The sequence below is a fragment of the Dechloromonas aromatica RCB genome (genome assembly GCF_000012425.1).
In genome coordinates this window covers 2142751-2168161 of record NC_007298.1, presented here as the reverse complement: position 1 = coordinate 2168161, position 25411 = coordinate 2142751, and the positions used below count along the sequence as shown (strand labels likewise).

Sequence of the window (25411 nt, the reverse complement as noted above, 5' to 3'; positions counted from 1 at the left end):
CTCACGATGAGCCAGCCTGCCCTTCGTTGAACGATTATTCGCCCTTGCCTTTGGTAACCTTCTTGCCGCGGTAAAAACCGGCGGGGGAGATATGGTGACGCAGATGTGCTTCACCGGTGGTCGATTCAACGGCCAGCGGCGGGGTGGTCAGGAAGTCGTGAGCGCGGTGCATGCCACGCTTGGAAGGGGACTTTTTGTTTTGTTGAACGGCCATGTTGATACTCCAAAAAAAATCAGTTCGGCTTGCCTTTAAGCCCGGACAGCGCAGCAAACGGATTAATCCGATCACCGGCATCTGCCGCACCAGGCAAGCCACATTCTTCGTGCCGCGGCGCCACTGGTAGAGTCAGGAGGATCTCATCCTCAACAAACTCAGCCACATCCAGTTCACTCGCCAACGGCAGAAAATCTCGGGTGTCGTCTTCCAGTTCATCTTGCGATAACTCGGCGCCCTCCGGAACAAGCTCCAGCAGGCTATCGACATCAAGATCGAAAAATACGGCACTCAGGCAGCGCTGACAGGCCAAAGGGAGTGTCCCCGTGACTTCCAGGCGCAGCATGAACTCCCCTCTTTCGCCCTTGAACCCCTGAAGGTGGTAAGCCACCTCACCCGTGATCTCAGTCAGCAGATCATGCAGGCGTTCAAAACCCGAGACAGGTAGCGTTCCCTTGAGAACACGACCATCTCTGGCAAATGCGAAAGCGTCCGAAATTCTTTTCAATCTTGAGCTGTTGCGACTTAAACCTTGAATGATATTATTTTTGGCTTTCCAAGTCAAAACAAAGTTCTGCTTCAAGTATTCAACGCAACGCTTTGTTGTAACGGGTCTTTCATGCCACAGAAACTAATTCTTGCTTCCACATCCCCCTATCGCCGGGAACTATTGAGCCGCCTCGGGCTGGCTTTTGACGTTGCCAATCCTCAAACCGACGAAAGCCCTATTTTTGGCGAATCCCCCGAGAGCATGGCTCTGCGCCTTTCTGAAGCAAAGGCCAGGGCGGCTGCCCAAGCCTATCCCGACGCCCTGATTATCGGCAGCGACCAGGTCGCGACGGTCAACGGAAATATCTATGGAAAACCAGGAACGCATGAGCGAGCCGTCAAACAGTTGAGAGAACTGTCCGGTAAAACCGTCAATTTCTTCACAGGCTTGTGCTTGCTGAACGCACGGACAGGCGAAGCCGAGGTTCGTGGCATTCCGACGCTAGTCACGTTCCGCGAATTAACAGACAGCGAAATCGACAATTATTTGCGCCGGGAGCCGGCCTACAACTGCGCCGGCTCTGCAAAATCCGAAGGCTTGGGTATTGCATTGATGAGCAGCATGCGTGGCGACGACCCCAATGCATTGGTTGGCCTACCGCTGATTGCGCTGTGTGATATGTTGCGCAAACAGAGCCTGGGGGTATTGTGATGGCCGGCACCCTCTATTTGATACCCGTCCCGCTTGGCCCAACCCCCCCCCAAGACTCACTACCCCAGAATGTCTTGGCAACCATTTGGCCGCTTAGCCACTTTGTTGTTGAGCAAGCCAAGACTGCCCGGGCTTTTCTGAAGGCGGCAGGCACCGAGAAGCCCCTGCAAGAGCTGCAGCTTGAGGAGCTAAATGAGCACACCCGAGCCGATGCCCTGGATCGACTACTAGCACCTCTGCACGCGGGTCACGATGTCGGCCTGCTCTCCGAAGCCGGCTGCCCGGCAGTCGCCGACCCCGGCGCCAATCTGGTTGCTTTAGCGCAGCAGAATAATATTCGTATCGTGCCGCTGATTGGCCCTTCATCGCTATTGCTGGCACTGATGGCATCAGGCCTGAACGGCCAACGTTTTGCCTTTCAAGGCTACCTGCCAGCCAAGGATGGCGATCGCTTGAAAGCACTGCGCGACCTGGAGAGCGAGTCACGGAAGCGTGTTCAAACGCAAATATTCATTGAAACGCCCTACCGGAATCGCGCCATGTTTGACGCAATTTTGCAGGCGTGTCAGCCGGCCACACGCCTAACCGTGGCCACCGACCTATCTCTACCCGGAGAATCGGTGCTAACACGCACGATTCAGCAATGGAAAAAACAAACGCCGCCCGAAATCGAGCGGCGTCCGACAGTTTTTCTATTGCTGGCGTAGGTCTCAGTACAAACGCACGCCAAGAGCGCTTTCCGAGAAACCCTTCCAAAAACCAGCGAAGGTGCTTGCCCCAAGGCGCTTGGCAAAGCGTTCGGCAATATTGTCCTTGACCGAGTAATCAAGGACTTTTTCTGCCTTGATGATGTCACGCGCCACTGAGTCGACGCTACCGAAGTCGTCGGCGAGGCCAAGCTGAATACTCTGAGCCCCCGTCCACATCAAGCCCGAGAACATTTCCGGGGTTTCCTTTAGGCGCTTGCCACGGCCAGCTTTCACCACATCAATGAATTGCTTGTGAATATCATTGAGCAACAGTTGGGCATGGGCCTTATGTTGTGGCGCCTGCGGGGAAAACGGATCAAGAAACCCCTTGTTTTCCCCAGCAGTTAATAGGCGCCGCTCAACACCAGCTTTATCCATGGTGCCCGTAAAACCGAAGCCATCCATCAACACGCCGATGGAGCCAACAATACTCGCCTTATTAACGTAAATATTATCCGCGGCTGCAGCAACGTAATAACCACCAGAGGCACACATATCCTCGACCACGGCATAGAGCGGCTTGGCGGGGTATTTTCCGCGGAGACGTCGAATCTCGTCGTTGATAATGCCAGCCTGAACCGGACTGCCTCCGGGGCTGTTGATACGCAAGATGATGCCCACCGCATTTTTTTCATCAAAGGCGCTGTTTAAAGCGGCCACCAGATTCTCGGCATTGGCCTCTCCCTTGGCCTCGATAACCCCTGTCAGATTGACCATGGCAGTGTGGCGCTCCTGATGCTCAGCGCCAGCCCCCCAGTCAACGACTGCAATTAGTACAACCAGGAGATAAACAAAACCAAGCGCCTTGAAGGCAATACCCCAGCGCCGCCGTGATCGCTGCTCATCAAGTGCGGCGAAGACCAGCTTCTCCAGGGTTTTGCGCTCCCAGGCGGAATCGTTATTGGGGGATTGGGGGTTATCCATGGTTATCGTCTTGTTCTATAAAAATCTGCCCATCTATCTCGCGAACGGGTAAAGCCTTCAAGCCCTTGCCTTGACAGCGCCCACCGAGACACCTGCCCGTCTCCGGAGCATAAAGTGCGCCATGAATCGAACAGATCAAGTATAGCTTGGAATCATCGAAGAATTCGCCCGGCAACCAGTCGAGTTCGGCGGGAACATGAGCACATTCGTTCAAATAGGCATACGCCTGCCCATGAAAGCGGACGATGAAGGCTGAAACCTCTCTGCTGTAGCGCTTCACGATAAAACGAAAGCCCTTGCCAGCCTCGGCAACATCCTCGCTGGAGCAGATCAGGCGTAGTTCTGCAGCCACAAATCCAACTCCCCGACGCTATGGAGACAGGCTGTCGGTTTGTATTCCAAAAGATGGTCATGGGGATGCGCCCCATAAGTTACAGCCAACCCATCAACGCCCGCATTGTTGGCCATCAGCAAATCGTGAGAGGTATCGCCAATCATTACTGTCGATTCTTTCGAAATGCCGAATATGCGGTTAGCTCCTCCAGCATTTGAGGATGCGGCTTGGAATGGCACTCATCGGCACAACGAGATGCCTGAAATAATGAACGAAGACCGGAGTGATCGAGCGCGCGATCAAGCCCTACCCGGCTTTTTCCGGTCGCGACCGCCAAGATATGCCCGGTTGCATGCAAGCGTTCCAGCATTTGCGGTATGCCCTTGAACAAGGTCAACTGGTGATCACCCGCGAGGTAATGAAAACGGTAGCGCTCAACCATCTCCTGATAGCGATCTGGTGATAAATCAGGTACCGCGTGACGTAGCGCATCTACCAACCCGAGACCGATTACGTGTCGGGCACGGCTATCGTCCGGCACTGACAGGTTGAGATCGCGACATGCCGACTGGATGGCTTGAACAATAGCACCAGCGGAATCGAGTAGCGTTCCATCCCAGTCAAAAACAATCAGTTCGTATTTCATCGGGCAGCAAGGATCGATTCAAGGTTTTCAGCAGAAAACTCCCGAGGGCTTTGCCCGTCGAGAGCAGCAATGTAGTTTCCAACCCCCTCAGGCAAGGGAGCAATGCATTCGAGCGGCACAGCCGTCAGAGGATGTTGAAAAACCATGCGCCAGGCATGCAGCGCCATTCGCTTCAGGCCATCGCGCTTGAGCGCCTTGTTTAGCGCAAAATCACCATATTTCTCATCACCGAGAATCGGAAAACCGAGGTGCGCCAAATGAACACGAATCTGGTGGGTGCGCCCAGTCTTCAATTGCGCTTCCAGTAGACTTGCCTCGGGCCAGCGAGCCAGCAGGCGAAATACCGTATGCGAAGCCTTACCCTGGGCGTCGACTGAAACACGTCGCTCACCGCCTTCAGTCAGATACTTGTGCAAGGGCAATTTGACGTGCTGAGTATTGTTCATCCAGCGTCCTTTGACCAGCACCAGATAGCGCTTGTCGGCACCAGCACCGTGCTCGCGAAACATGTCGTGCAATGCGGTAAGTGCCAGGCGCTTCTTACCAACGAGAAGAACGCCGGAGGTTTCGCGGTCAAGGCGATGGGCCAGTTCGAGAAACTTGGCTTGCGGACGCTGTCGGCGCAACGCTTCAATTACCCCGAAGCTGACCCCGCTACCACCGTGCACTGCAATACCTTCGGGCTTGTCGATGATCAGCATAGCCTCGTCTTCGTAGATGATCGGCAGATCAACCCGTTCCTTGGCGGCTTCATCGACTTCGTTCTGGGGTCGTTCTGCAATGCGTATCGGCGGGATGCGGATGTTGTCGCCAACACAAAGCCGATAGGTTGCATCAACCCGCTTGCTGTTCACGCGGACTTCTCCGCTACGCAAAATCCGGTAGATGTGACTCTTTGGAACCCCCTTGCAGCGCCTGATCAGAAAGTTGTCGAGGCGTTGCCCCAACTCCTCTTCGCCGACCTCGACATGGGTCACTGAATTGTTACCTGCACCATTCATTTTCTAATATACTGCCCACGTTTTACGTCTCGGTTTGCAAGAGATGCCGAACCGTCAGACCGTTTGCCCTCGCGCTAAATGCACGACCGCCATACGGCAGGCTCCGAAGTCTCACCTATGCCAATTGCACAGGCCAGACCAACGTGAAACGACTGGTTAAGTTCACTCACCAAAAGTAGTGATGTTAATGGATAAGCCCACTGTAAGCACGCACGGATTGCCCGTTGCAGGAATTTTCAGGTCGCGCATTTCAATAAAAAGCACGCGACCGTTTGTTGATCAGCACATTCACCATCGCCTTTGCCCACCATTTATGACGCAACCCGATAACTGAAACTGTCGCTGCCTGTAAGGGCGTTTCGTTGCAGCGTGCCGCTGTGCGCTGGAGCCCAAAAATAATGAAACGCATGCTATTCAATGCGACACAGGCGGAAGAACTCCGTGTCGCCATTGTCGATGGTCAAAAACTGATTGACCTCGACATTGAATCCGCCGCCAAGGAACAACGTAAAAGCAACATCTACAAAGGGGTCATCACCCGCATCGAACCGTCGCTCGAAGCCTGCTTCGTCGACTACGGTGCTGACCGACACGGCTTCCTTCCCTTCAAGGAAGTCTCCCGCGCCTTCTTCCAGCCAGGCACTGAAGTTGGTCGCGCCCGGATTCAGGATGCGCTGAAAGAAGGCCAGGAACTGATCATCCAGGTCGACAAGGACGAACGTGGCAACAAGGGTGCCGCCCTAACCACCTATGTCTCGCTAGCCGGTCGCTATCTTGTTCTGATGCCGAACAACCCGCGCGGCGGTGGTGTTTCCCGCCGCGTTGACGGCGATGAGCGCGCTGAACTGCGCGACGTCATGGATCAGCTCGAAGTACCCAACGGCATGAGCCTGATCGCCCGCACCGCAGCCATTGGCCGCCAGGCCGAAGAGCTGCAGTGGGATTTGAATTACCTGCTGCAACTGTGGACCGCCATTGACGGTGCCGCCCAGCAACAGAGCGGCGCTTTCCTGATTTATCTGGAAGGCAGCCTGGTTATCCGCGCGATTCGTGACTATTTCCAGCCCGATATCGGCGAAATTCTGATCGACACCGACGAAGTCTATGAGCAGGCTCGCGCCTTCATGGGCACGGTCATGCCGGGCAATATCAATCGCGTCAAGCGCTATCGCGATGATGTGCCACTGTTCTCGCGCTTCCAGATCGAACACCAGATCGAAACCGCCTTCGCTCGCCAGGTCAACCTGCCGTCCGGTGGCGCCATCGTTATCGATCACACTGAAGCGCTGGTCGCCGTCGACGTCAACTCCGGTCGCGCCACCAAAGGTTCCGATATCGAAGAAACCGCATTCAAGACGAATCAGGAAGCAGCTGAAGAACTGGCCCGCCAGTTGCGTCTGCGCGACTTGGGCGGCCTGATCGTGATCGACTTCATCGACATGGAAAACCAGAAGAACCAGCGTGAAGTCGAAAACCGCCTGCGCGATGCACTGCGTTTCGACCGTGCCCGAGTCCAAATGGGCAAGATCAGCCGCTTCGGCCTGATGGAGCTATCCCGCCAGCGCCTGCGTCCGGCGCTTGCCGAAACCAGCTACATCCCCTGCCCGCGCTGCACCGGCACCGGCCACATCCGCTCCGCCGAATCGGCTGCCTTGCACATCCTGCGCATCCTTGAAGAAGAGGCGATGAAGGAAAATACCGGCGCCGTGCATGTCCAAGTTCCGGTTGATGTCGCCACCTTCCTGCTCAACGAAAAGCGCCCGGACATCCAGGCCATCGAGTTGCGTCATAAGGTCACCATTCTGTTGATTCCGAATGTTCATCTCGAAACGCCGGCCCACACCATTACCCGCCTGCGCCACGATGATCTGAACCAAGACGATCTTCGCGAGCCATCCTACAAGATGGTCGACATGCCGATCGAGGAAGCTATCAAGCAGGCAACCCAGGCGGAAGCCGCCAAACCTCGTCAGGAAGCTGCGATCAAGGGTATTTCCCCTGATCAGCCCGCACCGATCATGCCGGAAAAGGCCGAAGCGCCGGTTGCCGCGCCTGCTCAGCCAGAAGGCGGCTTGTTCTCGAAAATTTTCTCGTGGTTCCGCTCCTCACCCAAACCGGTTGAACCGGTCGCAGCTCCGGAGCCCGCCAAAAAGCCGCGCGAAGGTCGCGGGGATGGCCGTCGCGATGGTCGCCGCGGTGGCCGAAATGGCAATCGTCGCGACGAAGAGCGCGGCGAACGCAAGGAACGTCCTGAGCGCAAGGAGCGCAATGCAGTCGACAAGGCTCCGCAAGACGGAACACCGGCCTCGAACGGCGAACGCAAGGAACGCCGTCCGCGTGGTGAACGCAAGGAGCGCGGCGAACGCCAGCAGCAAGCGGAAACGGTTGAAAACAAGCTGGTTCAGCAAACAGCAGCCGCCGATGCCGCCGTTGCTCCGCTGCTGGCCAACGAAGCCCCAGACGCACAGGGCAACGAAGAGCAAGGCAATCGTCGTCGCGGTCGTCGCGGTGGCAGAGGTCGTGGCGAGCGTCGCAACGAGGCTGACTCCACTCCGGTGGCCGAGGTGCTACCAGTGATTGAGCCGGCTGTTGAGCCAATCAACCAAGAGCCGGTTGTCGTTGTAATCCCTGCGGCCGAACCGGTTGTTGTCGCAGCCGAAGTTGTCACCCCGGTTGTTGAACCAGTGGCCTCGCCCATTGTTGAACCGGTTCAGGTTGCCGAAGTTATTGAAGCTGCCCCAGCTGCAATCATCGAAGCGCTTCCGGTCGAAATTCAGGAAAGCCCGAAAGCCGAAGCACCTGCACCTGCTCCTGCTCCTGTCGTGGCAGAACCAGTCAATCTTGAAGCGACACTCGCTGAAAGCGGTTTGGTCATGGTTCAAACGACATCTGCTGCAGTCGCTGCTGCCCAGCCAGAACCCCCGGTCAAACTGGGTCGTCCGCGCAAGGCGAAACCGGCAAGCAAGCAGGCTGAAAGCGAATCGCTGGTCATGGTTGAAACCGCCAAATAACGGCTGAGTCAACCAATAAAAAGGGGCACCCTCGGGTGCCCCTTTTGTTTTCGTGGATCGATCAACTTCGCCCCAACTTTTGCTTGATCTCTTCAATCAAGCCGCGCGAGGCATCCTCCACCATATCGAGCACGAGATCGAATCCGTGACCCAATCCGTAATAAGGGTCCGGCACCTCGTCATCATCAAAATTTTTCGCATAATCCATGAACAATCCAAGGCGCTTTTGCTGCTCAGGTGTTGCCATTCGCTGCAGGTTATCGAGATTGCTTTTGTCCATAGCAAGGATCAGATCGAAATAATCCAGATCCTGGCGGGCAACCTTTCGCGCCCTCAGTTGTGACAGGTTATAACCCCGAACCGAAGCTGCCCGCTGAGTTCTGGAGTCCGGCGCTTCACCAACGTGGTAGCCGTGCGTCCCCGCAGAATCAACTTCAACTTTATCGCCGAGGTTATTGATTGTAATAAAATAACGAAGAACGCCCTCCGCCGTTGGGGAGCGACAGATATTGCCCATGCAGACGAGTAGCACGCGATAATTCATTTTGTCCCATCTCCGTCGAGGTCGTGCTGAGCCGCGCCGAAAACTCGTTCCCTGAGTCGGAACAGATCGTCGCGGGCCGCCGCCGCTTTTTCGAATTCCAGGTTTTTCGCGCACTCCATCATTGATTTTTCGAGTCGCTTGATTTCCCTGGCTACTGCTTTTTCATCCATCGCATCGTATGCTGCCCGCTGCTGCGCTGCCTTCAATTCCGTCTGGGCAGAGCCTGCGTCATACACACCGTCAATGATGTCCTTGATCTTCTTGGACACCCCGCGCGGTGTAATTCCGTGTTCCAGGTTAAAGGCAATCTGCTTCTCTCGCCGCCTCCCTGTTTCGGCAATCGCACGCTGCATGGATTGCGTAACTGTATCAGCATAGAGGATGGCCGTGCCATGGATATGGCGGGCCGCCCGTCCAATTGTTTGAATCAGGGAGCGCTCGGAGCGCAGAAATCCCTCTTTGTCCGCATCGAGAATTGCGACCAGCGAAACTTCAGGAATATCCAACCCTTCGCGTAGCAGATTGATACCAACCAGCACGTCAAACTCGCCGAGGCGAAGGTCGCGAATGATTTCGACGCGCTCGACCGTATCGATGTCCGAATGCAGATAGCGAACCTTGATGCCGTTATCAGCCAGGAAATCGGTCAGATCCTCGGACATGCGCTTGGTTAGCGTAGTGACCAACACCCGCTCACCGACGGCAATTCGCTTGCCGATCTCAGCCAGCAGATCGTCCACCTGCGTCGACGCCGGGCGCACAATGACTTCTGGATCGATTAGCCCGGTCGGTCTCGCCACCTGCTCCACAACCTGACCGGCATGCTGTTGCTCATAATCGGCAGGCGTCGCGGAAACAAAGATTGTCTGACGCATGTGCGCCTCGAATTCATTAAATTGCAGCGGCCGGTTATCCAGCGCCGACGGCAGGCGAAAGCCGTAATCAACCAGGTTTTCCTTCCGCGAGCGGTCGCCCTTGTACATACCACCGACCTGACCAATGGAGACGTGCGACTCATCAATGAACATCAGCGCATCGGGTGGCAGATAGTCAATCAATGTAGGCGGCGACTCTCCTGCCTTGCGCCCGGAAAAATGTCGGGAATAATTTTCGATACCCTTGCAGAAGCCGATCTGATCAAGCATTTCGAGATCAAAGCGGGTGCGCTGTTCAATGCGCTGCGCTTCAACCAACTTGTTGTTGCGAGTGAAGAAATCAATACGTTCGCGCAATTCATCCTTGATTGCCTCAACGGCGCGCAGCACCGTCGCACGCGGCGTCACGTAGTGAGACGCAGGGAAAACCGTAAAGCGGAGCGCCTTGTGCAGCAGATGGCCCGTTAAGGGATCAAAGAACTGCATCCCTTCAACTTCGTCGTCGAACAAGGAAATGCGAATGGCGTGCTCGGCATGCTCGGCTGGAAAGATGTCGATAATGTCGCCGCGCACCCGAAAGGTGCCACGGTGAAAATCCATCTCGTTGCGCTCGTACTGCATGTCAGTCAGGCGCTTGACGATGGCGCGCTGATCGAGCTTGTCACCGACGCGCATGGTCAGGATCATGTTGTGATATTCGTCTCGGTCGCCAATGCCATAAATGCAGGAAACCGTGGCGACAATGACGACATCCCGTCGCTCAATCAGGCTCTTGGTCGCCGACAAGCGCATCTGCTCAATGTGATCATTGATCGAACTATCTTTTTCAATGAACAAGTCGCGGGATGGAACGTAAGCCTCCGGCTGGTAGTAATCGTAGTAGGAAACAAAATACTCAACAGAATTCTCCGGGAAGAACTCCTTGAACTCCGAGTACAACTGCGCCGCCAGCGTCTTATTGGGCGCTAGCACCAGCGCAGGACGGCCGGTACGAGCTATTACATTGGCCATCGTGTAAGTCTTGCCAGAGCCCGTCACGCCAAGCAAGGTCTGAAAGGACAAGCCATCATCCAGCCCCTCAACGAGTTGCCGAATCGCCTCTGGCTGGTCGCCCGCCGGCGGAAAGGGTTGGTGCAATCGATACGGGCTACCCTCGAAGGTGACGACAGGCGTGCCGGTGTTGGTTTCGCTCATGTTAAAATTCTTCGGTTTCTCGTCGCATAGCCGGTTGGCTGCGCGAACATTATTCGTATTATTCCACGGAGTCTCTATGTCCTCTTCGATCTTCGCTGCGGTGGAAATGGCCCCGCGCGATCCTATCCTGGGTCTGAATGAAGCTTTCAATGCTGATGCGCGCACTACCAAGGTTAACCTTGGCGTCGGCGTGTATTTCGACGACAACGGCAAGATTCCGCTGCTGGCCGCCGTCAAGGCCGCTGAGGACGTCCGCGTCAAGGCCGCACTGCCGCGCGGCTATCAGCCGATCGAAGGCAATCCGGCCTACAACACGGCTGTCCAGAACCTGTTGCTCGGCAAGGACTCCGCACTGATCGCCAACGGCCAGGTCATCACCGCTCAGGCCCTCGGTGGCACAGGCGCCCTGAAAATTGGCGCCGACTACCTGAAGCGCCTGAATCCAAACGCCAAGGTATACATCAGCGACCCATCCTGGGAAAACCATCGCGCCCTGTTCGAATCCGCCGGCTTCGTCGTAGAAAACTATCCGTATTACGACGCCGCCACGCGTGGCGTTAACTTCGAGGGAATGAAGGCCTGCCTGAAGGGTCTGGATGCAGGCTCGGTCATCATCCTTCACGCTTGCTGCCACAACCCGACCGGCGCCGATTTGTCGGATGCCCAATGGAGCGAAGTTGTCGCAATCTGCCAGGAGCGCGGTTTGGTACCCTTCCTCGACATGGCCTACCAGGGCTTTGCCGATGGTATCGATGCCGACGCCGTCGCTGTTCGTGCTTTCTCCGCTTCCGGCCTGCAATTCTTCGCTTCCAGCTCGTTCTCCAAGAACTTCTCGCTTTATGGCGAGCGCGTCGGCGCCCTGTCCATCGTCACGGCCGGCAAGGAAGAATCTGCTCGCGTCATGTCGCAGGTCAAGCGCGTCATCCGCACCAATTACTCCAACCCGCCGACCCATGGCGGTGCGCTAGTGGCTGGTGTTCTGGCGTCCGCGGAACTACGCCAGATGTGGGAAACCGAGCTGGCCGGCATGCGTGACCGCATCCGCGCCATGCGCACCGGTCTGGTCGATGCCATCAAGGCACAAGGCGTGGCGCAGGATTTCTCCTTCGTTGCCCAGCAGCGCGGTATGTTCTCCTATACCGGCCTGACGGCTGCCCAGGTCGAACGCATGCGTGAAGAATTCGGCATCTACGCCGTGTCGACCGGCCGTATCTGCCTGGCTGCGCTGAATACCAAGAATCTGGATTACGTGGCCAAGGCGATTGCCGCAGTTACCAAGCCCTGATCAACATCAAGTTGATTGGCAAAAAGGGCGGAACCAAGGTTCCGCCCTTTTTTATTTTTGGGTGGTGGCACTCAAGTCAGGCAACGTACCAAAAATCCGAACCGGGGCGTGCACTGTCGATACAGACGTTTGCAGGGTAACCGCCATGTTGCCTTCAACTTGCCCGTCTCGACTGGAAACAAACTGCCCTACTGCCGTCACCATACCGGCATCCATGCGAACATCCCGACCAGCAACTTGCTTGGGAGTGATGCTGATATTCGAGCGCAAGCGGTCAAACCTGGTTGCCCCAGCGCGAACCTCCGATACACCATTGCGCCGAACCGCCTCTCCGAGGTCGACACCATAAAGCACCCCGCGGGTAATTTCAGTATTCAAGGTCGCTTCAGAATTCGCCCACAGACTTTCCCAGTCGCGCCCAGTCGAGCGTAAACGCACCGAACCGTTCATGTCGCCTTCGATTTTCAAGGACGGCACAAGCGTAGCAGCAAGCTTGCGACTGTCAATTCGGCTCAGTGTGCCATCGCCTGCCATGGCAAGACCGTTGCTCCAATCTAGCAACCAGTCTCCCTTAAGAAGGCCGCCCAGGAAGGTGGTATCGATATTCTGAACCAGCAGCCTGTCCTTCTGCAAAACCCCCTTCGCCTGCAGGGATGCAAACGAAATAGTGGTTCCGGAGGGCTTCCAGGCACGCCCTTCAATATTCAAGGCAATCCCCAACGAACTGGGTTGCGCATCGATAAGAAGGCCGCGGTCATTCGTCTCGAAAGTAGCCTTTTCGACCACGCCATCCGCGCCGAAATTGATTTCGCCATAGATATCAGTCATCGCCAGATTGTCAGTGAAGATGAACTGCGAATGATCGATCCGTATTTTCCTGATGATGACTATGCCGTTTCCTGTGACCCCGCCTTTGAGTAACGGCATAGCTACGACTCGATTGGCAGCTAGCGCGGCACCGGTAATATCAATACGCGGTATCTGAAACGGTGAGCTCCAAAGCAGTGAAAGAGGAGAGGAAATACGAACCTCTGCGATACTCCCATCAGAAGGGTTGCCGATGCGAACACCGGTCAATTTGAGTTGAGGCATGGGGAATAGAGCGACACCAACGCCATCAATTTTGACCGGAGCTTGAAGGTACTGCGCAAGCGAGGACTCCAAGGCAGGCTTGAATCGCTCATAAGGATAAAGCAGCAGCGCAGCAGCCAGAGTGGCGAGCAATCCCGCAAGACCAAGCGCGGCGAAGCGCCATGTCAGCAACGCGTGCCTCACTGGGCTGTACTCTAGCTCCTGCTCGGGGGCAACCCCCGAGGTGCGTTTGAGCGCCTCTGGGGTTGCCCGGTTTTGAGCGGGAAGAATGGGTTTTCCGAAAGAGGAAAAACCACTTCCAGAGGCTGGCCCAGCCATGGAGTCGAGCGCCGCCTGTGATTTTGGCCCGAATACAGAAAACTGCGACATTGCCTCCGATGCCTGTCGTTGAGGCTCGGCTTGGGCTGCCTTCTTGCTCTCTTCCCACACAGAAACCGCTTCGCTCGCTGGGGTGATATAGCCCCCTTCTTCCAATTCGCGCAAAGCAGATTCAACAAGACGCGGATTGCCGATTTTGCCCGCCAACTCATCGACGCTGGTTTTTCCATCAACCTGCACGAGAACCATGCGCAAATTGCGCTGAACGACGCGCGTACTCTGGCGCACAGCCTCGTCACCGACGGGCGTTTTTGCGTAGACTAAATTGGGATTCATGATCGTGTTTTTCTTCTTAAAAGCCACAAAACGCTTGACACTAGGGCATTCTACTCCTATAATGCGCTCCTCTGTTCCTCGATAGCTCAGTCGGTAGAGCGCCGGACTGTTAATCCGTAGGTCCCTGGTTCGAGCCCAGGTCGGGGAGCCAGAATTTAATAGTAGAAAGCCCAGCCTGTCGGTTGGGCTTTTTGCTTTTTCGGCCTGTAATCGCTCATCGTTCACTCACAAAGTAACGGCCCAGCACCCCGGGGTAACGTCATCTCCACTCCTCTGCTGAATGGCACAAGGATACCCAACTTTCGCCGCGCCGCGGCCCAAAACCTTGTCATTGAGCGCAATGGAAAATGAATGCCTAAGCATTTCCTCTGTTCGTGAAATAGTTCCATGACAGGAAGTTGCCTCTCCTTTAACGTACGAAATCATTAGCGTTCGTCGGCCCCGAGAGGAGTGCCACCATGACATCCTATTTCAGCAACTCTGCGCTCAGTGCTCTCGAAGCCACAGCAACTACCGCATCGGTGTACTTGGATGCATGCGATAACGGCGCCAGATTTGTTCGTCTAGATCCCGCCTACTACAAATCATGTGGCGCCGTGTTGATCGGGATTTTTTCCCTGGTTGATGCAAAAAAGGTTTTCCCGCTTCTCCTTGAGCAATCAACTTCGGCACGTGAAGTAGCTGAGTCAGTTCAAATCGGACGTCGAATTGAACTTAGCAGACTGGGATTCTATCCAGAGCTGGCCGTGCTACTCAACCGCGCCGCAGCATGAATGTAGCCCCCAGGGCGCGCCCAAGCGAACCGGCCCGTGCTGAAACATAACGATTCCACTCCCTCAGGAAAAACCTGCGAACTTTTCGTTTTTTGATCTCTCTACTTGTTCAGTAGATGTTTGACGCTGATAATCGCCGTCCAGACTTCAAGCCCGCATCTTGCGGCTCGCCAACGAAATTGTCCGCCATGCAAAACGAAACCCTCAGGCCGGAATCAACCCCCGCTGGATTTGCCGATTTCACACCGATCATCTCGGCAGCGAGCGGCGGGCACAGTGAAGGAACGCTACTCGACAAATACGGGCGGCGGATTACTTATGTTCGCCTGTCAATAACCGATCGCTGTGACTTTCGTTGCACCTATTGCATGGCGGAGGAAATGACCTTCCTTCCTCGCAAGGAAGTCATGAGCCTGGAAGAATGCCTGCGCGTTGCGTCGGTCTTTGTCGGACTGGGCGTGACCAAACTGCGGATTACCGGCGGCGAACCCCTGGTTCGCAAAGGGGCCATGTGGCTGATCGAACGACTGGGCGCCCTGCCCGGTCTCGAAAACCTTGTATTAACCACCAATGGGTCGCAACTGGACAAGTTTGCAGCCCCATTGCACGCCGCAGGTGTAAAGCGCATCAACATCAGTCTGGACACCCTGAAAGCTGATCGTTTCCGGGCAATCACCCGCATCGGCGACTTGGCCAAGGTGCTGCGTGGCATCGAGGCAGCCCGTGCCACCGGCTTCCGCAGGACCAAGCTAAATGCCGTCATGATGCGCGGAACCAACGACGACGAATTCGTTGACCTGGTTCGTTTCGCCATCGATCAGGAGCTGGATATTTCCTTCATCGAGGAAATGCCGCTTGGTGAAATCTTTGGACGAAATAGCACCTTCATCTCATCTGAAGAAACCCGGGAAATGCTCGGACGTCATTTCGACTTGATTCCCTCTGCTGAAAATTCCGGGGGACCGGCTCGTTATTGGCGAATTCCGGGCAGCGAGTCGCGCGTTGGCTTCATTTCGCCGCATAGCCACAACTTCTGCGACACCTGCAACCGGGTACGGATTACTGCCAAAGGCGAGCTCTATCCCTGCCTGGGCCAAAACGATGCCGCCAATTTGCTACCGGCGCTGCGCGCCGGAAATGACAATGCCGATGTACGCCAGGCCATCGTAAACAGCATGGGTATCAAACCGTTTGGCCATGATTTCACCCAACAAATGGATACACCACAGGTCGTTCGATTTATGTCGATGACAGGCGGCTGATTTCCCCTGGCGCTCGGTAGCACCTTGGGCAATCAGCAGCCCGCATCCAATTCCTCACCAGAGAAACGTTAGCCGTACCCGGACTCAGGGATAGACCCTGCAGAAACCAATGCCATTGACCGGATCGGTTACCAAGCCAAGCACGGTAAAAAATACGGAAACAATCAATAAAAAAGCGACCCACCGGGCCGCCTTTTTATGTTCACTCGTCAAGTCCCGACAGGACTGGCAGAGGCTCATTTCTTCAAACTGATTACAGGCCGCGAACCGCGCGCTTGCGCTCAATCTCGGTCAGATAACGCTTGCGCAAACGAATCGACTTCGGCGTCAGCTCGACCAGTTCGTCTTCCTCGATAAACTCGACAGCGGCTTCCAGGCTAAGCTGGACGGCCGGCACCAGGCGAACAGCTTCGTCCGTACCGGAGGCGCGAACGTTGGTCAGCTGCTTGCCCTTGATCGGGTTAACCACGAGGTCGTTTTCACGGCTGTGGATACCGATGATCATGCCTTCGTACAGCTTGTCGCCCGGCACAACGAACATGCGGCCGCGATCCTGCAGCTTCCACAGTGCATAGGCAACAGCTTCGCCATTGTCCTGGGAGATCAGTACGCCGTTGCGACGCTCGGCAACGCTGCCATCCTTGACCGGGGCATATTCGTCGAAAACGTGGCTCATCAGGCCGTTACCACGGGTCAAGTTCATGAACTCGCCCTGGAAGCCGATCAGACCACGGGCCGGAATGCGGTATTCGATACGGACGCGACCGCGGCCGTCTGGCACCATGTCCGTCAGGTCGCCCTTGCGCTGGCCAAGGCTTTCCATGACACCGCCCTGGGTGTCTTCTTCGACGTCAACGGTCAGCAACTCATACGGCTCGCACTCGACACCATTGATGGTCTTCTTGACGACGCGCGGACGGCCGACGGCCAGCTCGTAGCCTTCGCGACGCATGTTCTCGAGCAGGATGCCGAGGTGCAGTTCGCCACGACCTGAAACGTCGAACACGTCGCCATTACCGGTGTCATGAACGCGCAGGGCCATATTGGTCAGCAGTTCCTTGTGCAGACGATCGCGGATCTGACGGCTAGTCACGAACTTGCCTTCGGTACCAGCCAGCGGGCTGGTGTTGACCATGAACTGCATGGACAACGTCGGCTCGTCGATCTTCAGCAGCGGCAGGGATTCCGGTTGCTCCGGATCGGTTACGGTGCAGCCGAGCACCAGGTCTTCGATGCCGGTAATCTGGACGATGTCGCCAGCATGACCTTCTTCCAGCTCAACCTTGTTCAGGCCCTTGTAGCCGAAAACCTGGCCAATCTTGGCCTTGATCGGGGTGCGCTCGTGTTCGGCCGCTTCTTCTTCGGTACCGAACATGACCAGCACGTTCTGACCGGTCTTGACCTTGCCGCGATTGATCTTGCCAACGCCGATACGACCGACGTAGGAAGAGTAATCAAGCGCAGTAATCTGCAGTTGCAGCGGTGCTTCGATATCGGTATCCGGGGCGGGCACGTGGCGCAGAATCGTGTCGAACAGCGGAATCATGTTTTCGCGCGGCTGATCCAGCTCCATGGCAGCCCAGCCATTGAGGCCGGATGCGTAAACGATCGGGAAATCGAGTTGCTCGTCGGTCGCGCCCAGCTTGTCGAACAGGTCGAAGGTCAGATTGACGGCCTGATCGGGATCGGCGCCATCGCGGTCAACCTTGTTGACCAGAACGATCGGGCGCAGGCCGAGGGCCAGCGCCTTCTTGGTCACGAAACGGGTTTGCGGCATCGGGCCTTCGGCAGCATCGACCAGCAGGACCACACCATCAACCATACCCAGCACGCGCTCGACTTCACCACCGAAGTCCGCGTGTCCCGGGGTATCAACGATGTTGATGTGGACGCCCTGATACTCGACCGCAGTGTTCTTGGAAAGGATCGTGATGCCACGCTCTTTTTCCAGGTCATTGGAGTCCATAACGCACTCAACCAATTGTTGGTGAGCAGCAAAAGTACCGGACTGGCGGAGCAGCTGGTCGACCAGGGTGGTTTTACCGTGGTCAACGTGGGCGATGATGGCGATGTTACGGATCGGACGAGCGGACATGGACAATAGGGCCTGAAAGACAAAGGCGATATTCTATCATCCCGTGTTGCGCCGCAGCATGCTTTGTTGCGCGTTAGGCGCTTGATCAGGCAGAAAAACGTGCTAGAAAGAACGCAAAAATTACAGCACAGCCTAACTGGTGCAGATGCACCTGTGCGGCACTATCATCCGCCATCAATTCAGGAGCAACTCGCTGCGTGATGTTTCATCCAGGCGTACCTGATCAGGCTGTGGATCAGAACGGTTGCAACAAGTTAGCAAGCCGGGCCGCCACTGGCGGCCCGAAGGGCTGGCAAAACCGGATTGCCAGACGATGACCAAGCAGCTCGATCACCCGGCAGGCCATCCCGGCAATCGTTATCAATCACGGATGAACCACGTGCCCTGCTCAGAACCGGCTTATTCGCTCTTGTTGCGCATGAAGTCAGCGGTGTTGAAGAAATTGTTCAACAGCACCTTGCGAATGTCTTCGCTGAGGCCGACATCTTCCATGGCCAGCGCCATGCAGGCAACCCACTGATCGCGCTCCTTGACCCCAATGGCGAAGGGCATGTGACGTCCCCGCAGCCGCGGATGGCCGAACTTTTCGACAAACAGATCCGGCCCGCCAAACCAGCCGGACAGGAACATGTAGAGCTTGTCACGCGAACCCTGCAGGTCTTCGGGGTGCATGGCGCGGAGCTCGGCAAATTGCGGAATTGTGCCCATCAACTCGTAGAAGCGGTCGCATAATTTCCCGACGACCGGCTCGCCGCCAATCTTCTCGTAGGTTGTCGCGGTGTTTTCCATTTTTTGAATTCTCCCTGGTTGATCAGGATGGCCGGTTCTTGCGAGCCCCGGCTCCTCCTTTATTGAAGGCTGTGGGCTTGACGCCGGGCCGTCCCGGACGAGCCTGCTCCACCCGACGTGTCGACCCAGCCTTTTTTATCTGCCCCGCTTTTTCTGGTTGGCCGCAGGACTTGCCGGGGACACCGGCCGGCTGCCATGCCGGAATCAGCTGTTTCTTGCCATTACCGATCAGGTCGGCCCGGCCCATTTCCTTGAGCGCTTCGCGCAACATCGGCCAGTTGGCTGGATCGTGATAGCGCAGGAAAGCCTTTTGCAGCTTGCGCTGCCGGCCATTACGCACCGCACCGACATGTTCGCTGCTGCGATTGACCTTGCGCAGCGGGTTGCGCTCGGTGTGATACATCGTCGTTGCCAATGCCATCGGCGTCGGAATGAAGGTCTGTACCTGATCGAGGCGAAAATTGTTCTTCTTCAGCCACAAGGCCAGGTTCAGCATGTCTTCGTCAGTTGTTCCCGGATGGGCGGCAATAAAGTACGGAATCAGGTACTGCTCCTTGCCAGCTTCGCGTGAGAAACGGTCGAACAGTTGCTTGAAGCGGTCATAGGATCCGATGCCCGGCTTCATCATCTTGGAGAGCACGCCCTCCTCTGTATGTTCGGGAGCAATTTTCAGGTAGCCGCCAACATGATGGGTGACCAGTTCCTTGATGTACTCCGGGGAGCGCACGGCAAGGTCGTAGCGCAGGCCTGAGCCAATCTGCACCTTCTTGACGCCCTTGATGCTGCGCGCCCGACGATACAGCGAGATCAACTGCGAGTGATCAGTATTCATGTTCTCGCAGATGTCCGGATAGACACAGGAAAGCCGACGACAGGCCGACTCGATTTTTTCATCCTTGCACTTCAGGTGGAACATGTTGGCGGTCGGGCCGCCGAGATCGGAGACGACGCCGGTGAAGCCCGGCGTCTTGTCGCGCATTTCCTCGATCTCGCGGATAACCGAGTCTTCCGAGCGGCTCTGGATGATGCGCCCTTCATGCTCGGTAATCGAACAAAACGTACAGCCACCAAAGCAGCCACGCATGATATTCACCGAGAAACGGATCATCTCCCAGGCAGGAATCTTGGCATCACCGTAACTCGGATGCGGGCGACGGGCATAGGGCAGTTCGTAGACTTGGTCCAGCTCTTCGGTGCTCAGCGGGAACGGCGGCGGATTCAGCCAGACATCGCGTTCGCCATGTGCCTGTCGCAGGGCTCGCGCATTGCCGGGGTTGGACTCAAGGTGAAAAGTGCGCGAAGCATGCGCGTAGAGCACCGGATCGGCCTTGACCTGCTCGTAGGACGGCAAGCGAATCACGGTATGGGCGCGGCGTTCTTTGCGGGCAGCCAAGCGCTGGGCCAGAGAAACGATGCGGATGGGTTGCTCACCAGGTGTCGCCGGGGCTGCAGTTGAGCTTCCCCCTGTATCCATCGCGTATGGGTCGGCATGCTTGACCAGCGGCCCCGGCGTGTCGACTTCAGTCGAGTCCATCACATCCCAGTCCTCCGAAGGCAGCCAGTTCGGCGACACCATGAAGGCGGTACCGCGCAGATCGCGGATTTCGGAAATTTTTTCGCCCTTGGCCAGACGGTGCGTCACCTCAACGATGGCGCGCTCGGCATTGCCAAAAATCAGCAGATCTGCCTTGGAGTCAGGCAGCACCGAGCGCCGTACCTTGTCCGACCAGTAATCGTAGTGGGCAATGCGGCGCAGACTGGCTTCAATCGAGCCGACAATCACCGCCGTACCGGGAAAGGCCTCACGGCAGCGCTGCGCATATACAGTGACGGCACGGTCGGGCCGCTTGTTAGGCTCGGCATTGGGCGTGTAGGCATCGTCCGTACGAATCTTGCGGTCAGCCGTGTAACGGTTGACCATCGAATCCATATTGCCGGCTGTGACACCAAAATACAGGTTAGGCTTCCCCAGTTTCTTGAAATCGGCTGCAGAGTTCCAATCCGGCTGGACCAGAATACCGACCCGAAAGCCCTGCGCTTCGAGCAATCGGCCGATCAGCGCCATGCCGAAGCTCGGATGGTCGATATAGGCATCCCCAGTAACCAGGATGACGTCGCAGGAATCCCAGCCCAGTGCATCCATCTCGGCACGTGACATTGGGAGGAAAGGGGCCGGACCGAAGCGGTGTGCCCAGAATTTGCGGTGGCTGAAAAGCGGACGCGCGACTTGCTGATTTGAATCCATGCAATATTTTACCCGAGTGAGCTGGCCGACATGGCATACTCGCCACTTTCAAAGCACCCGAAATCCTTACGCGATAATGAATCTCCCCACACGCGAACAGGCTGGTGTCCTGATTGTTTCGGTCAGCGGCCGCATAGACCACAATGCGAGCGAAGAGTTCACTAAAGCTCTTGAACCTTTGCTTGATCGCTGTGCCAAGGGCTGCCCGGCGCTCCTGTTAGATTTCTCCGGTGTCGACTACATCAGCAGCGCTGGGCTACGCGTCCTGATGCTGGCCTCCCGCCGTTCTAAGGTACAACAAGGTGTTTTTGCGATCGCTGCTCTGCAGCCGATGGTTCAGGAGGTTTTTGCGATCAGCCGCTTTAACCTGATCGTCCCCTGCTACATTTCTGTAGATGCTGCCTGCCGGGTCATTGGCGCATGAATCAGGTTGTTTTTTGGGGCACGCGTGGATCGCTACCCGTCGCATTGACTCACCGTGACATCCGCGAAAAAATAATTGCAGCACTGACGGCGGCCAATGGCAAATCTTTCAAGACGCAAATGGCGCTTGATGAATTTGTCGACAGCCTCCCTTTCGCCATCAACGGTACTTTCGGCGGCAACTCTTCCTGCGTCGAGATCGTAGGCGATGGCCCCGAGCACTTCATCTGCGACATGGGCAGCGGTGCTCGCCCGTTGGGGCTGGCAAAAATAGCCCGGTACGGCGTTCCCAACCAGCAGACTTACCATATCTTCATCTCCCACCTGCAGTGGGATCACCTGATGGGCTTTCCGTATTTCGCGCCCATGTACATCCCCGGCAATCGCATCGTCATCCACGGCTGCCACCCACAACTGGAAGCGTCAATCCGCCTCCAGATGCAGGCGCCCTGTTTCCCTGTTGACTACGCACAGGCTGGCGCCCGTATTGAGTTCGACGTGATGACGCCGGACAAGCCGCAATATATCGCCGAGCTCAATGTGACGCCCAAGAAACAGCTACACGCCGGCGATTCTTACGGTTATCGTTTCGAGAGCTTGACCAAGACGGTTGTCTACTCGACCGATTCCGAACATCGGCTCGACAACCCAGGTGAGCACGAAGCCTTCGTTGCTTTTTTTGCCAAGGCTGACCTCGTTATTTTCGACGCCATGTACTCGCTGGCTGAAGCTGTTTCAGTCAAAGCCGACTGGGGACACTCAAGCAATGTCGTTGGCGTCGAACTTTGCCAGGCGGCGGCAGCCAAGCGGCTGGTACTGTTTCACCATGAACCGGTGCACGACGATAAGCAGTTGGCGCGACTGGTTGCTGAAACGCGACGCCTCGAGCAGATCACCCGAGGCAGCCGGGCACCACTCGAAATCATTTCTGCCTACGACGGGTTAGCCATAGACCTGTGACGCGACCAAGCGGACTGCTCCTTGCAGCGATCCGGGCCGGACGCGGCCGGGCGCTCCCGCTGCTGTTGCTGCTCCTCGCAGCCTTGGTGCTGAATGGAATCGAGAACACACCACTGCTCAGTGTTCGCGAGGCGCAATTCGACCACTACCAGCGACTGATGCCGCGTGCTCGCGACAGCGAGCCAGTCATCATCGTCGGAATTGATAGCCAGAGCCTGGTCAAGCACGGGCAATGGCCGTGGTCGCGAGATCTGGTCGCCCGATTGGCGGACAAGATACTCGCTGGCAAACCTCTGGCCCTGGGCATCGATATTGTTTTTGCCGAGCGTGATCGCTACAGCCCGGAAATCCTTGCCAATCAGTTCCCCGGCTTGCCGGCCGATGCATTTGCAAAACTACCCGAGCCCGACCAGCAACTGGCCCTGGCCCTGGCTGGACAGCCGACCGTATTGGCTGTTGTCGGCTTGAGCAAGTTGCTGCCCGGTTCAAAACAACCGACCAGGCCGCTCCCGGTTTTCAGCCAGGAGCCCAGTCACGACCAATACCTGCCGCATTACGCCAGCGCCTTTGCCAGCCGCCCTCTTCTTGAAAGTGCCGCAGCTGGCGAGGGTTTGATCAACGCCAGCCCAGGCTTGCTGCAGTCGAACAGTGAGCGCGGCATACTGCGCCGAGTGCCAACCCTGTCATTGATCAACGACCTGCCCTTCCTGTCATTGCCACTGGAAATGGTTCGCCTGGCGCTTGGCCCTGGTGGCAAGGTGGCAATGGAAGGTGGAAGTCATGGCCTGACCGCAGTCCGGATTGGTAGCTACCGCCTGCCGACCCGCCCGAATGGCGAACTACTGATGCATTTCGGCCGCGCCAACTCCAATTACTATCTTTCTGCCGCTGACGTGCTGGCGGGCGTACATCCTCCGGAGCTCTTCAACAACCACTTCGTCATCATCGGCTTTAACAGCACAGGTCTGCAGGACCGCATCATCACCCCACTCGGCGAAAGCCTGCCGGGGATCGATATTCACGCTCAGGTCATCGAAAGCCTGTTGGATGGACAGGCATTACAACGCCCCTACTGGATAGCGCAGATCGAACTGGCTTCACTGTTGTGTGGCGGTTTGCTGCTGATCGGCACTATCCCGTTGCTCAGGGCGCGACGCTACGCGGCCCTGAGTTTTACCGTTCTAATGCTGTTTCTCCTGGCCGGCGGCTACCTCGCTTTTTTTGCCGGACGTTGGCTTTTCGACGGTGCTTCGCAAATTATCCTGCTCAGCCCGGTTTTCATAGCGTTGCTTGGCAACACACTGATCACCGCTGACACCCAGCGTCGCGAGGCGGAACGGCAGTTGCAGAAAAGCCGTGAAGAGGCGGCATGGGTTAATGGTGAACTCGATGCGGCAAGGCGAATCCAGATGGGGTTGTTACCGGACACCACCGCGATGTTTGCCGAGGAAACCCGATTTGAGGTGGCCGCCTTGCTCGAACCGGCTCGAGCGGTAGGTGGTGACTACTACGATTGCTTCATGCTCGACGACCGTCGGCTCTGCCTGGCCATCGGCGACGTCTCCGGCAAGGGCGTGCCAGCCAGCCTGTTCATGGCAATCTCGAAGACCCTGACCGGTACGCTGGCCCGCCGCCAACATGACCTCGGACTGGCGCTCCGAGAAATCGAAAGCGAACTGAACCGGGAGAATCCGGAATGCCTGTTCGTCACCGCCTTCATCAGCATCCTGGATATCGAAACCGGCACCATGGAATATGCCTGCGCCGGCCACGATGCTCCCATCGTGCTGCGAGACGGTGGTCTGTCGCGCATCGATACGGCAAACATTTCCGGACCACCACTATGCACTGCCGATGACTACCCGTTCCTTGCTGCAAAAGTGCAACTGCTACCAGGCGATCTGCTTTGTCTGTTTACTGACGGCGTCACCGAAGCCATGAACGACAAGGAAATGTTCGGCAGCGACCGACTGTTGGCGAACATCGGCGAGCTCCAGGCCGCTGATCTTCCGGCAGCCATCAAGACACTGCGCGATGCTGTTCGGTATTTCGAAGCAGGTCACCCATCATCGGATGACCTGACCCTGCTCTTGATGCGCTGGAACGGGCCTAGCGTACGTTGATTTCAACGCGTCGATTCTTCGGTTCGTCGACTTCGTCTGCCGTCGGCACCAGCGGGTCGCGCTCACCGCGCCCAACCGCTTCCATCTTTTCGGCCGAGATGCCGGATTCGATCAACAAATCACGCAGCCCTTCAGCACGCTGCAACGAAAGTTTGTCATTGCCTTCGACACTACCGACGCGATCGGTATGGCCGATGACCATAACCTCTGAAGCGGCGCGCTCGGCGATTTCCTTACGGATATTGACCAGGGCCGCTTTTGACTCCTGCGTCAGGATGTTGCCGCCAGCCTCAAAATAAAGCACATAACTCCGCGGACGGGCCGGCTGGGCTGCCAGTACATTTGCGTAGCGTTCCCTGACCTCTTCCGGCGACGATTGATAACCGACATTCGAATCCAGACGCCGCTTCACGGCAGCATAAGGCTGGTTCAACAGCACCTCGCCGGCCGGATCACGCACCACCACCGCACTCTGGCCACCATCGGCCGACGGCAACAGGACAACCCGCTCGGTGGTGCAGGCACTCAGCACCAAAGAGCCGGCCAGCGCGACGCAAAGAATGGTCTTATTCATCGCTACCCCCAAGCACTTCGACGATGAACTCGGTGCCGCGCACACCAAGCACTGAAGTTGGCGTATGGAAATCGACCGATTCCGGCGTCCGTTTGGCGATCTTTCCGGAAGCCACGGAGAGCGTTCCCTTGCGGATACTGACCGACATGTTGCCGTCCTGGGTCGTATTATCGAAGGCAAACCTGTCAATGATGATTAGCGAATTCGGGCCAGCCGAGAGCAGCGTGTTGTCACGCAGTGTGACGCCCACCGAACCATCCGCAGCGGTGCGGATGCGATCGGCTACCAGAACGGGCGTACCGACCTCTGCAGCAAGCTTTTTTCCGTCGCGCTCTATGTTGACCAGCCCCATGCTGACCTTGATCATGCCAGCCTGTTCGGCAGCCATAGCGGGAAGGCTAGCAATCAATCCACCCACCGCCATACAGACAGCCACCCAATGT

The 25411-nt window shown here is 56.7% G+C and carries 23 protein-coding genes, 1 tRNA gene and 1 pseudogene; 10 read left to right on the top strand and 15 right to left on the bottom strand.

Features of this window, described 5'->3' with window-relative positions; all coding sequences use genetic code 11:
- Nucleotides 1–34: 34 nt before the first annotated feature.
- Entirely contained in the window at nt 35–214 is a 180-nt protein-coding gene (gene rpmF / locus DARO_RS10370) for a 50S ribosomal protein L32 (protein WP_011287760.1), read from the bottom strand.
- Nucleotides 215–233: 19 nt separating this feature from the next.
- Entirely contained in the window at nt 234–722 is a 489-nt protein-coding gene (locus DARO_RS10365) for a YceD family protein (protein WP_041224919.1), read from the bottom strand.
- Between the two features lie 111 nt (nt 723–833).
- Here DARO_RS10365 and DARO_RS10360 point away from each other — a divergent pair, with 111 nt between their 5' ends.
- Both DARO_RS10360 and DARO_RS10355 read left to right on the top strand, forming a co-directional pair.
- The gene (locus DARO_RS10360) at nt 834–1415 is read left to right on the top strand and encodes a Maf family nucleotide pyrophosphatase (RefSeq protein ID WP_011287758.1); all 582 of its coding nucleotides are present in this window, start codon (nt 834–836) and stop codon (nt 1413–1415) included.
- Nucleotides 1415–2122 carry an SAM-dependent methyltransferase gene (locus DARO_RS10355; protein ID WP_011287757.1) on the top strand — a complete coding sequence of 236 codons (708 nt, stop codon included), beginning with the start codon at nt 1415–1417 and terminating at the stop codon, nt 2120–2122. Before DARO_RS10360 ends, DARO_RS10355 begins: the two co-directional genes overlap by 1 nt.
- A gap of 3 nt (nt 2123–2125) precedes the next feature.
- Here DARO_RS10355 and DARO_RS10350 read toward each other — a convergent pair whose 3' ends face one another.
- The 5 genes and pseudogenes from DARO_RS10350 to DARO_RS10335 form a co-directional block, all read right to left on the bottom strand.
- The gene (locus DARO_RS10350; RefSeq protein WP_011287756.1) at nt 2126–3088 is read right to left on the bottom strand and encodes a S49 family peptidase; all 963 of its coding nucleotides are present in this window, start codon (nt 3086–3088) and stop codon (nt 2126–2128) included.
- Nucleotides 3081–3440 (bottom strand): Rieske (2Fe-2S) protein, encoded by a 360-nt coding sequence (locus DARO_RS10345; protein ID WP_011287755.1) that lies wholly within the window; start codon nt 3438–3440, stop codon nt 3081–3083. Before DARO_RS10345 ends, DARO_RS10350 begins: the two co-directional genes overlap by 8 nt.
- A complete protein-coding gene (locus DARO_RS23295; RefSeq protein ID WP_497463064.1) occupies nt 3419–3556 on the bottom strand; it encodes an HAD family hydrolase in 138 nt (45 codons plus the stop codon). The genes DARO_RS10345 and DARO_RS23295 overlap by 22 nt, the downstream gene beginning before the upstream one ends.
- A 24-nt stretch (nt 3557–3580) precedes the next feature.
- Nucleotides 3581–4068 (bottom strand): annotated as a pseudogene (locus DARO_RS10340) (HAD family hydrolase); the annotation flags it as partial.
- On the bottom strand, nt 4065–5069 hold the full coding sequence (locus tag DARO_RS10335) for an RluA family pseudouridine synthase (protein WP_011287754.1): 1005 nt from the start codon (nt 5067–5069) through the stop codon (nt 4065–4067). The gene DARO_RS10335 and the pseudogene DARO_RS10340, both read right to left, overlap by 4 nt.
- Nucleotides 5070–5467: 398 nt before the next feature.
- Here DARO_RS10335 and DARO_RS10330 point away from each other — a divergent pair, with 398 nt between their 5' ends.
- Nucleotides 5468–8080 (top strand): Rne/Rng family ribonuclease, encoded by a 2613-nt coding sequence (locus tag DARO_RS10330; protein WP_011287753.1) that lies wholly within the window; start codon nt 5468–5470, stop codon nt 8078–8080.
- Nucleotides 8081–8141: 61 nt separating this feature from the next.
- Here DARO_RS10330 and DARO_RS10325 read toward each other — a convergent pair whose 3' ends face one another.
- Both DARO_RS10325 and uvrB read right to left on the bottom strand, forming a co-directional pair.
- Nucleotides 8142–8624 (bottom strand): low molecular weight protein-tyrosine-phosphatase, encoded by a 483-nt coding sequence (locus DARO_RS10325; protein ID WP_011287752.1) that lies wholly within the window; start codon nt 8622–8624, stop codon nt 8142–8144.
- Nucleotides 8621–10693 carry an excinuclease ABC subunit UvrB gene (uvrB, locus tag DARO_RS10320; RefSeq protein ID WP_011287751.1) on the bottom strand — a complete coding sequence of 691 codons (2073 nt, stop codon included), beginning with the start codon at nt 10691–10693 and terminating at the stop codon, nt 8621–8623. Before uvrB ends, DARO_RS10325 begins: the two co-directional genes overlap by 4 nt.
- A gap of 76 nt (nt 10694–10769) precedes the next feature.
- On the opposite strand from uvrB, the gene DARO_RS10315 reads away from it, so the two are divergent.
- Nucleotides 10770–11978: an amino acid aminotransferase gene (locus tag DARO_RS10315; protein ID WP_011287750.1), complete on the top strand. Its 1209-nt coding sequence runs from the start codon at nt 10770–10772 to the stop codon at nt 11976–11978.
- Nucleotides 11979–12029: 51 nt separating this feature from the next.
- Here DARO_RS10315 and DARO_RS10310 read toward each other — a convergent pair whose 3' ends face one another.
- Nucleotides 12030–13724 carry an AsmA family protein gene (locus DARO_RS10310; RefSeq protein ID WP_011287749.1) on the bottom strand — a complete coding sequence of 565 codons (1695 nt, stop codon included), beginning with the start codon at nt 13722–13724 and terminating at the stop codon, nt 12030–12032.
- Between the two features lie 75 nt (nt 13725–13799).
- On the opposite strand from DARO_RS10310, the gene DARO_RS10305 reads away from it, so the two are divergent.
- The 3 genes from DARO_RS10305 (at nt 13800) to moaA (ending at nt 15759) form a co-directional block, all read left to right on the top strand.
- Nucleotides 13800–13875: transfer RNA gene (locus tag DARO_RS10305), tRNA-Asn, on the top strand.
- Nucleotides 13876–14182: 307 nt separating this feature from the next.
- Nucleotides 14183–14497, top strand: coding sequence for a hypothetical protein (locus DARO_RS10300; RefSeq protein ID WP_011287748.1), 315 nt, complete (start codon nt 14183–14185; stop codon nt 14495–14497).
- Nucleotides 14498–14685: 188 nt separating this feature from the next.
- A complete protein-coding gene (gene moaA / locus DARO_RS10295) occupies nt 14686–15759 on the top strand; it encodes a GTP 3',8-cyclase MoaA (protein WP_011287747.1) in 1074 nt (357 codons plus the stop codon).
- 253 nt (nt 15760–16012) lie between these two features.
- On the opposite strand, the gene typA is transcribed toward moaA, so the two are convergent.
- The 3 genes from typA to DARO_RS10280 form a co-directional block, all read right to left on the bottom strand.
- Complete coding sequence (gene typA, locus DARO_RS10290) at nt 16013–17854, bottom strand: translational GTPase TypA (protein WP_011287746.1); 1842 nt, start codon at nt 17852–17854, stop codon at nt 16013–16015.
- A 399-nt stretch (nt 17855–18253) separates the two neighbouring features.
- Nucleotides 18254–18643 (bottom strand): group II truncated hemoglobin, encoded by a 390-nt coding sequence (locus DARO_RS10285; protein WP_011287745.1) that lies wholly within the window; start codon nt 18641–18643, stop codon nt 18254–18256.
- Nucleotides 18644–18665: 22 nt separating this feature from the next.
- Complete coding sequence (locus tag DARO_RS10280; RefSeq protein WP_497463052.1) at nt 18666–20801, bottom strand: YgiQ family radical SAM protein; 2136 nt, start codon at nt 20799–20801, stop codon at nt 18666–18668.
- Between the two features lie 85 nt (nt 20802–20886).
- Here DARO_RS10280 and DARO_RS10275 point away from each other — a divergent pair, with 85 nt between their 5' ends.
- Genes DARO_RS10275 through DARO_RS10265 form a run of 3 tightly spaced genes read left to right on the top strand, consistent with a single transcriptional unit; the run spans nt 20887 to nt 24394 of the window.
- Entirely contained in the window at nt 20887–21312 is a 426-nt protein-coding gene (locus tag DARO_RS10275; RefSeq protein ID WP_083761512.1) for an STAS domain-containing protein, read from the top strand.
- Nucleotides 21313–21356: 44 nt separating this feature from the next.
- Nucleotides 21357–22271 (top strand): MBL fold metallo-hydrolase, encoded by a 915-nt coding sequence (locus DARO_RS10270; protein ID WP_198134132.1) that lies wholly within the window; start codon nt 21357–21359, stop codon nt 22269–22271.
- On the top strand, nt 22268–24394 hold the full coding sequence (locus tag DARO_RS10265) for a CHASE2 domain-containing protein (RefSeq protein ID WP_011287741.1): 2127 nt from the start codon (nt 22268–22270) through the stop codon (nt 24392–24394). Before DARO_RS10270 ends, DARO_RS10265 begins: the two co-directional genes overlap by 4 nt.
- Here DARO_RS10265 and DARO_RS10260 read toward each other — a convergent pair.
- Together DARO_RS10260 and DARO_RS10255 are read right to left on the bottom strand one after the other, a co-directional pair.
- The gene (locus DARO_RS10260) at nt 24381–24968 is read right to left on the bottom strand and encodes an OmpA family protein (RefSeq protein WP_011287740.1); all 588 of its coding nucleotides are present in this window, start codon (nt 24966–24968) and stop codon (nt 24381–24383) included. The genes DARO_RS10265 and DARO_RS10260 overlap by 14 nt on opposite strands.
- A complete protein-coding gene (locus DARO_RS10255; protein ID WP_198134131.1) occupies nt 24961–25356 on the bottom strand; it encodes a FecR domain-containing protein in 396 nt (131 codons plus the stop codon). Before DARO_RS10255 ends, DARO_RS10260 begins: the two co-directional genes overlap by 8 nt.
- Between the last annotated feature and the right edge of the window lie 55 nt (nt 25357–25411).

Bases quoted from the DNA above. Each gene is read 5' to 3' on its own strand.
- moaA (WP_011287747.1), top strand. From the start codon at position 14,686: ATGCAAAACGAAACCCTCAGGCCGGAATCAACCCCCGCTGGATTTGCC.
- DARO_RS10285 (WP_011287745.1), bottom strand. From the start codon at position 18,643: ATGGAAAACACCGCGACAACCTACGAGAAGATTGGCGGCGAGCCGGTC.
- DARO_RS10335 (WP_011287754.1), bottom strand. From the start codon at position 5,069: ATGAATGGTGCAGGTAACAATTCAGTGACCCATGTCGAGGTCGGCGAA.
- DARO_RS10325 (WP_011287752.1), bottom strand. From the start codon at position 8,624: ATGAATTATCGCGTGCTACTCGTCTGCATGGGCAATATCTGTCGCTCC.
- rpmF (WP_011287760.1), bottom strand. From the start codon at position 214: ATGGCCGTTCAACAAAACAAAAAGTCCCCTTCCAAGCGTGGCATGCAC.
- DARO_RS10350 (WP_011287756.1), bottom strand. From the start codon at position 3,088: ATGGATAACCCCCAATCCCCCAATAACGATTCCGCCTGGGAGCGCAAA.
- DARO_RS10280 (WP_497463052.1), bottom strand. From the start codon at position 20,801: ATGTCACGTGCCGAGATGGATGCACTGGGCTGGGATTCCTGCGACGTC.
- DARO_RS10315 (WP_011287750.1), top strand. From the start codon at position 10,770: ATGTCCTCTTCGATCTTCGCTGCGGTGGAAATGGCCCCGCGCGATCCT.
- typA (WP_011287746.1), bottom strand. From the start codon at position 17,854: ATGTCCGCTCGTCCGATCCGTAACATCGCCATCATCGCCCACGTTGAC.
- DARO_RS10260 (WP_011287740.1), bottom strand. From the start codon at position 24,968: ATGAATAAGACCATTCTTTGCGTCGCGCTGGCCGGCTCTTTGGTGCTG.
- DARO_RS10310 (WP_011287749.1), bottom strand. From the start codon at position 13,724: ATGAATCCCAATTTAGTCTACGCAAAAACGCCCGTCGGTGACGAGGCT.
- uvrB (WP_011287751.1), bottom strand. From the start codon at position 10,693: ATGAGCGAAACCAACACCGGCACGCCTGTCGTCACCTTCGAGGGTAGC.
- DARO_RS10255 (WP_198134131.1), bottom strand. From the start codon at position 25,356: ATGGCTGCCGAACAGGCTGGCATGATCAAGGTCAGCATGGGGCTGGTC.
- DARO_RS10355 (WP_011287757.1), top strand. From the start codon at position 1,415: ATGGCCGGCACCCTCTATTTGATACCCGTCCCGCTTGGCCCAACCCCC.
- DARO_RS10300 (WP_011287748.1), top strand. From the start codon at position 14,183: ATGACATCCTATTTCAGCAACTCTGCGCTCAGTGCTCTCGAAGCCACA.
- DARO_RS23295 (WP_497463064.1), bottom strand. From the start codon at position 3,556: ATGGCCAACAATGCGGGCGTTGATGGGTTGGCTGTAACTTATGGGGCG.
- DARO_RS10360 (WP_011287758.1), top strand. From the start codon at position 834: ATGCCACAGAAACTAATTCTTGCTTCCACATCCCCCTATCGCCGGGAA.
- DARO_RS10330 (WP_011287753.1), top strand. From the start codon at position 5,468: ATGAAACGCATGCTATTCAATGCGACACAGGCGGAAGAACTCCGTGTC.
- DARO_RS10275 (WP_083761512.1), top strand. From the start codon at position 20,887: ATGCAATATTTTACCCGAGTGAGCTGGCCGACATGGCATACTCGCCAC.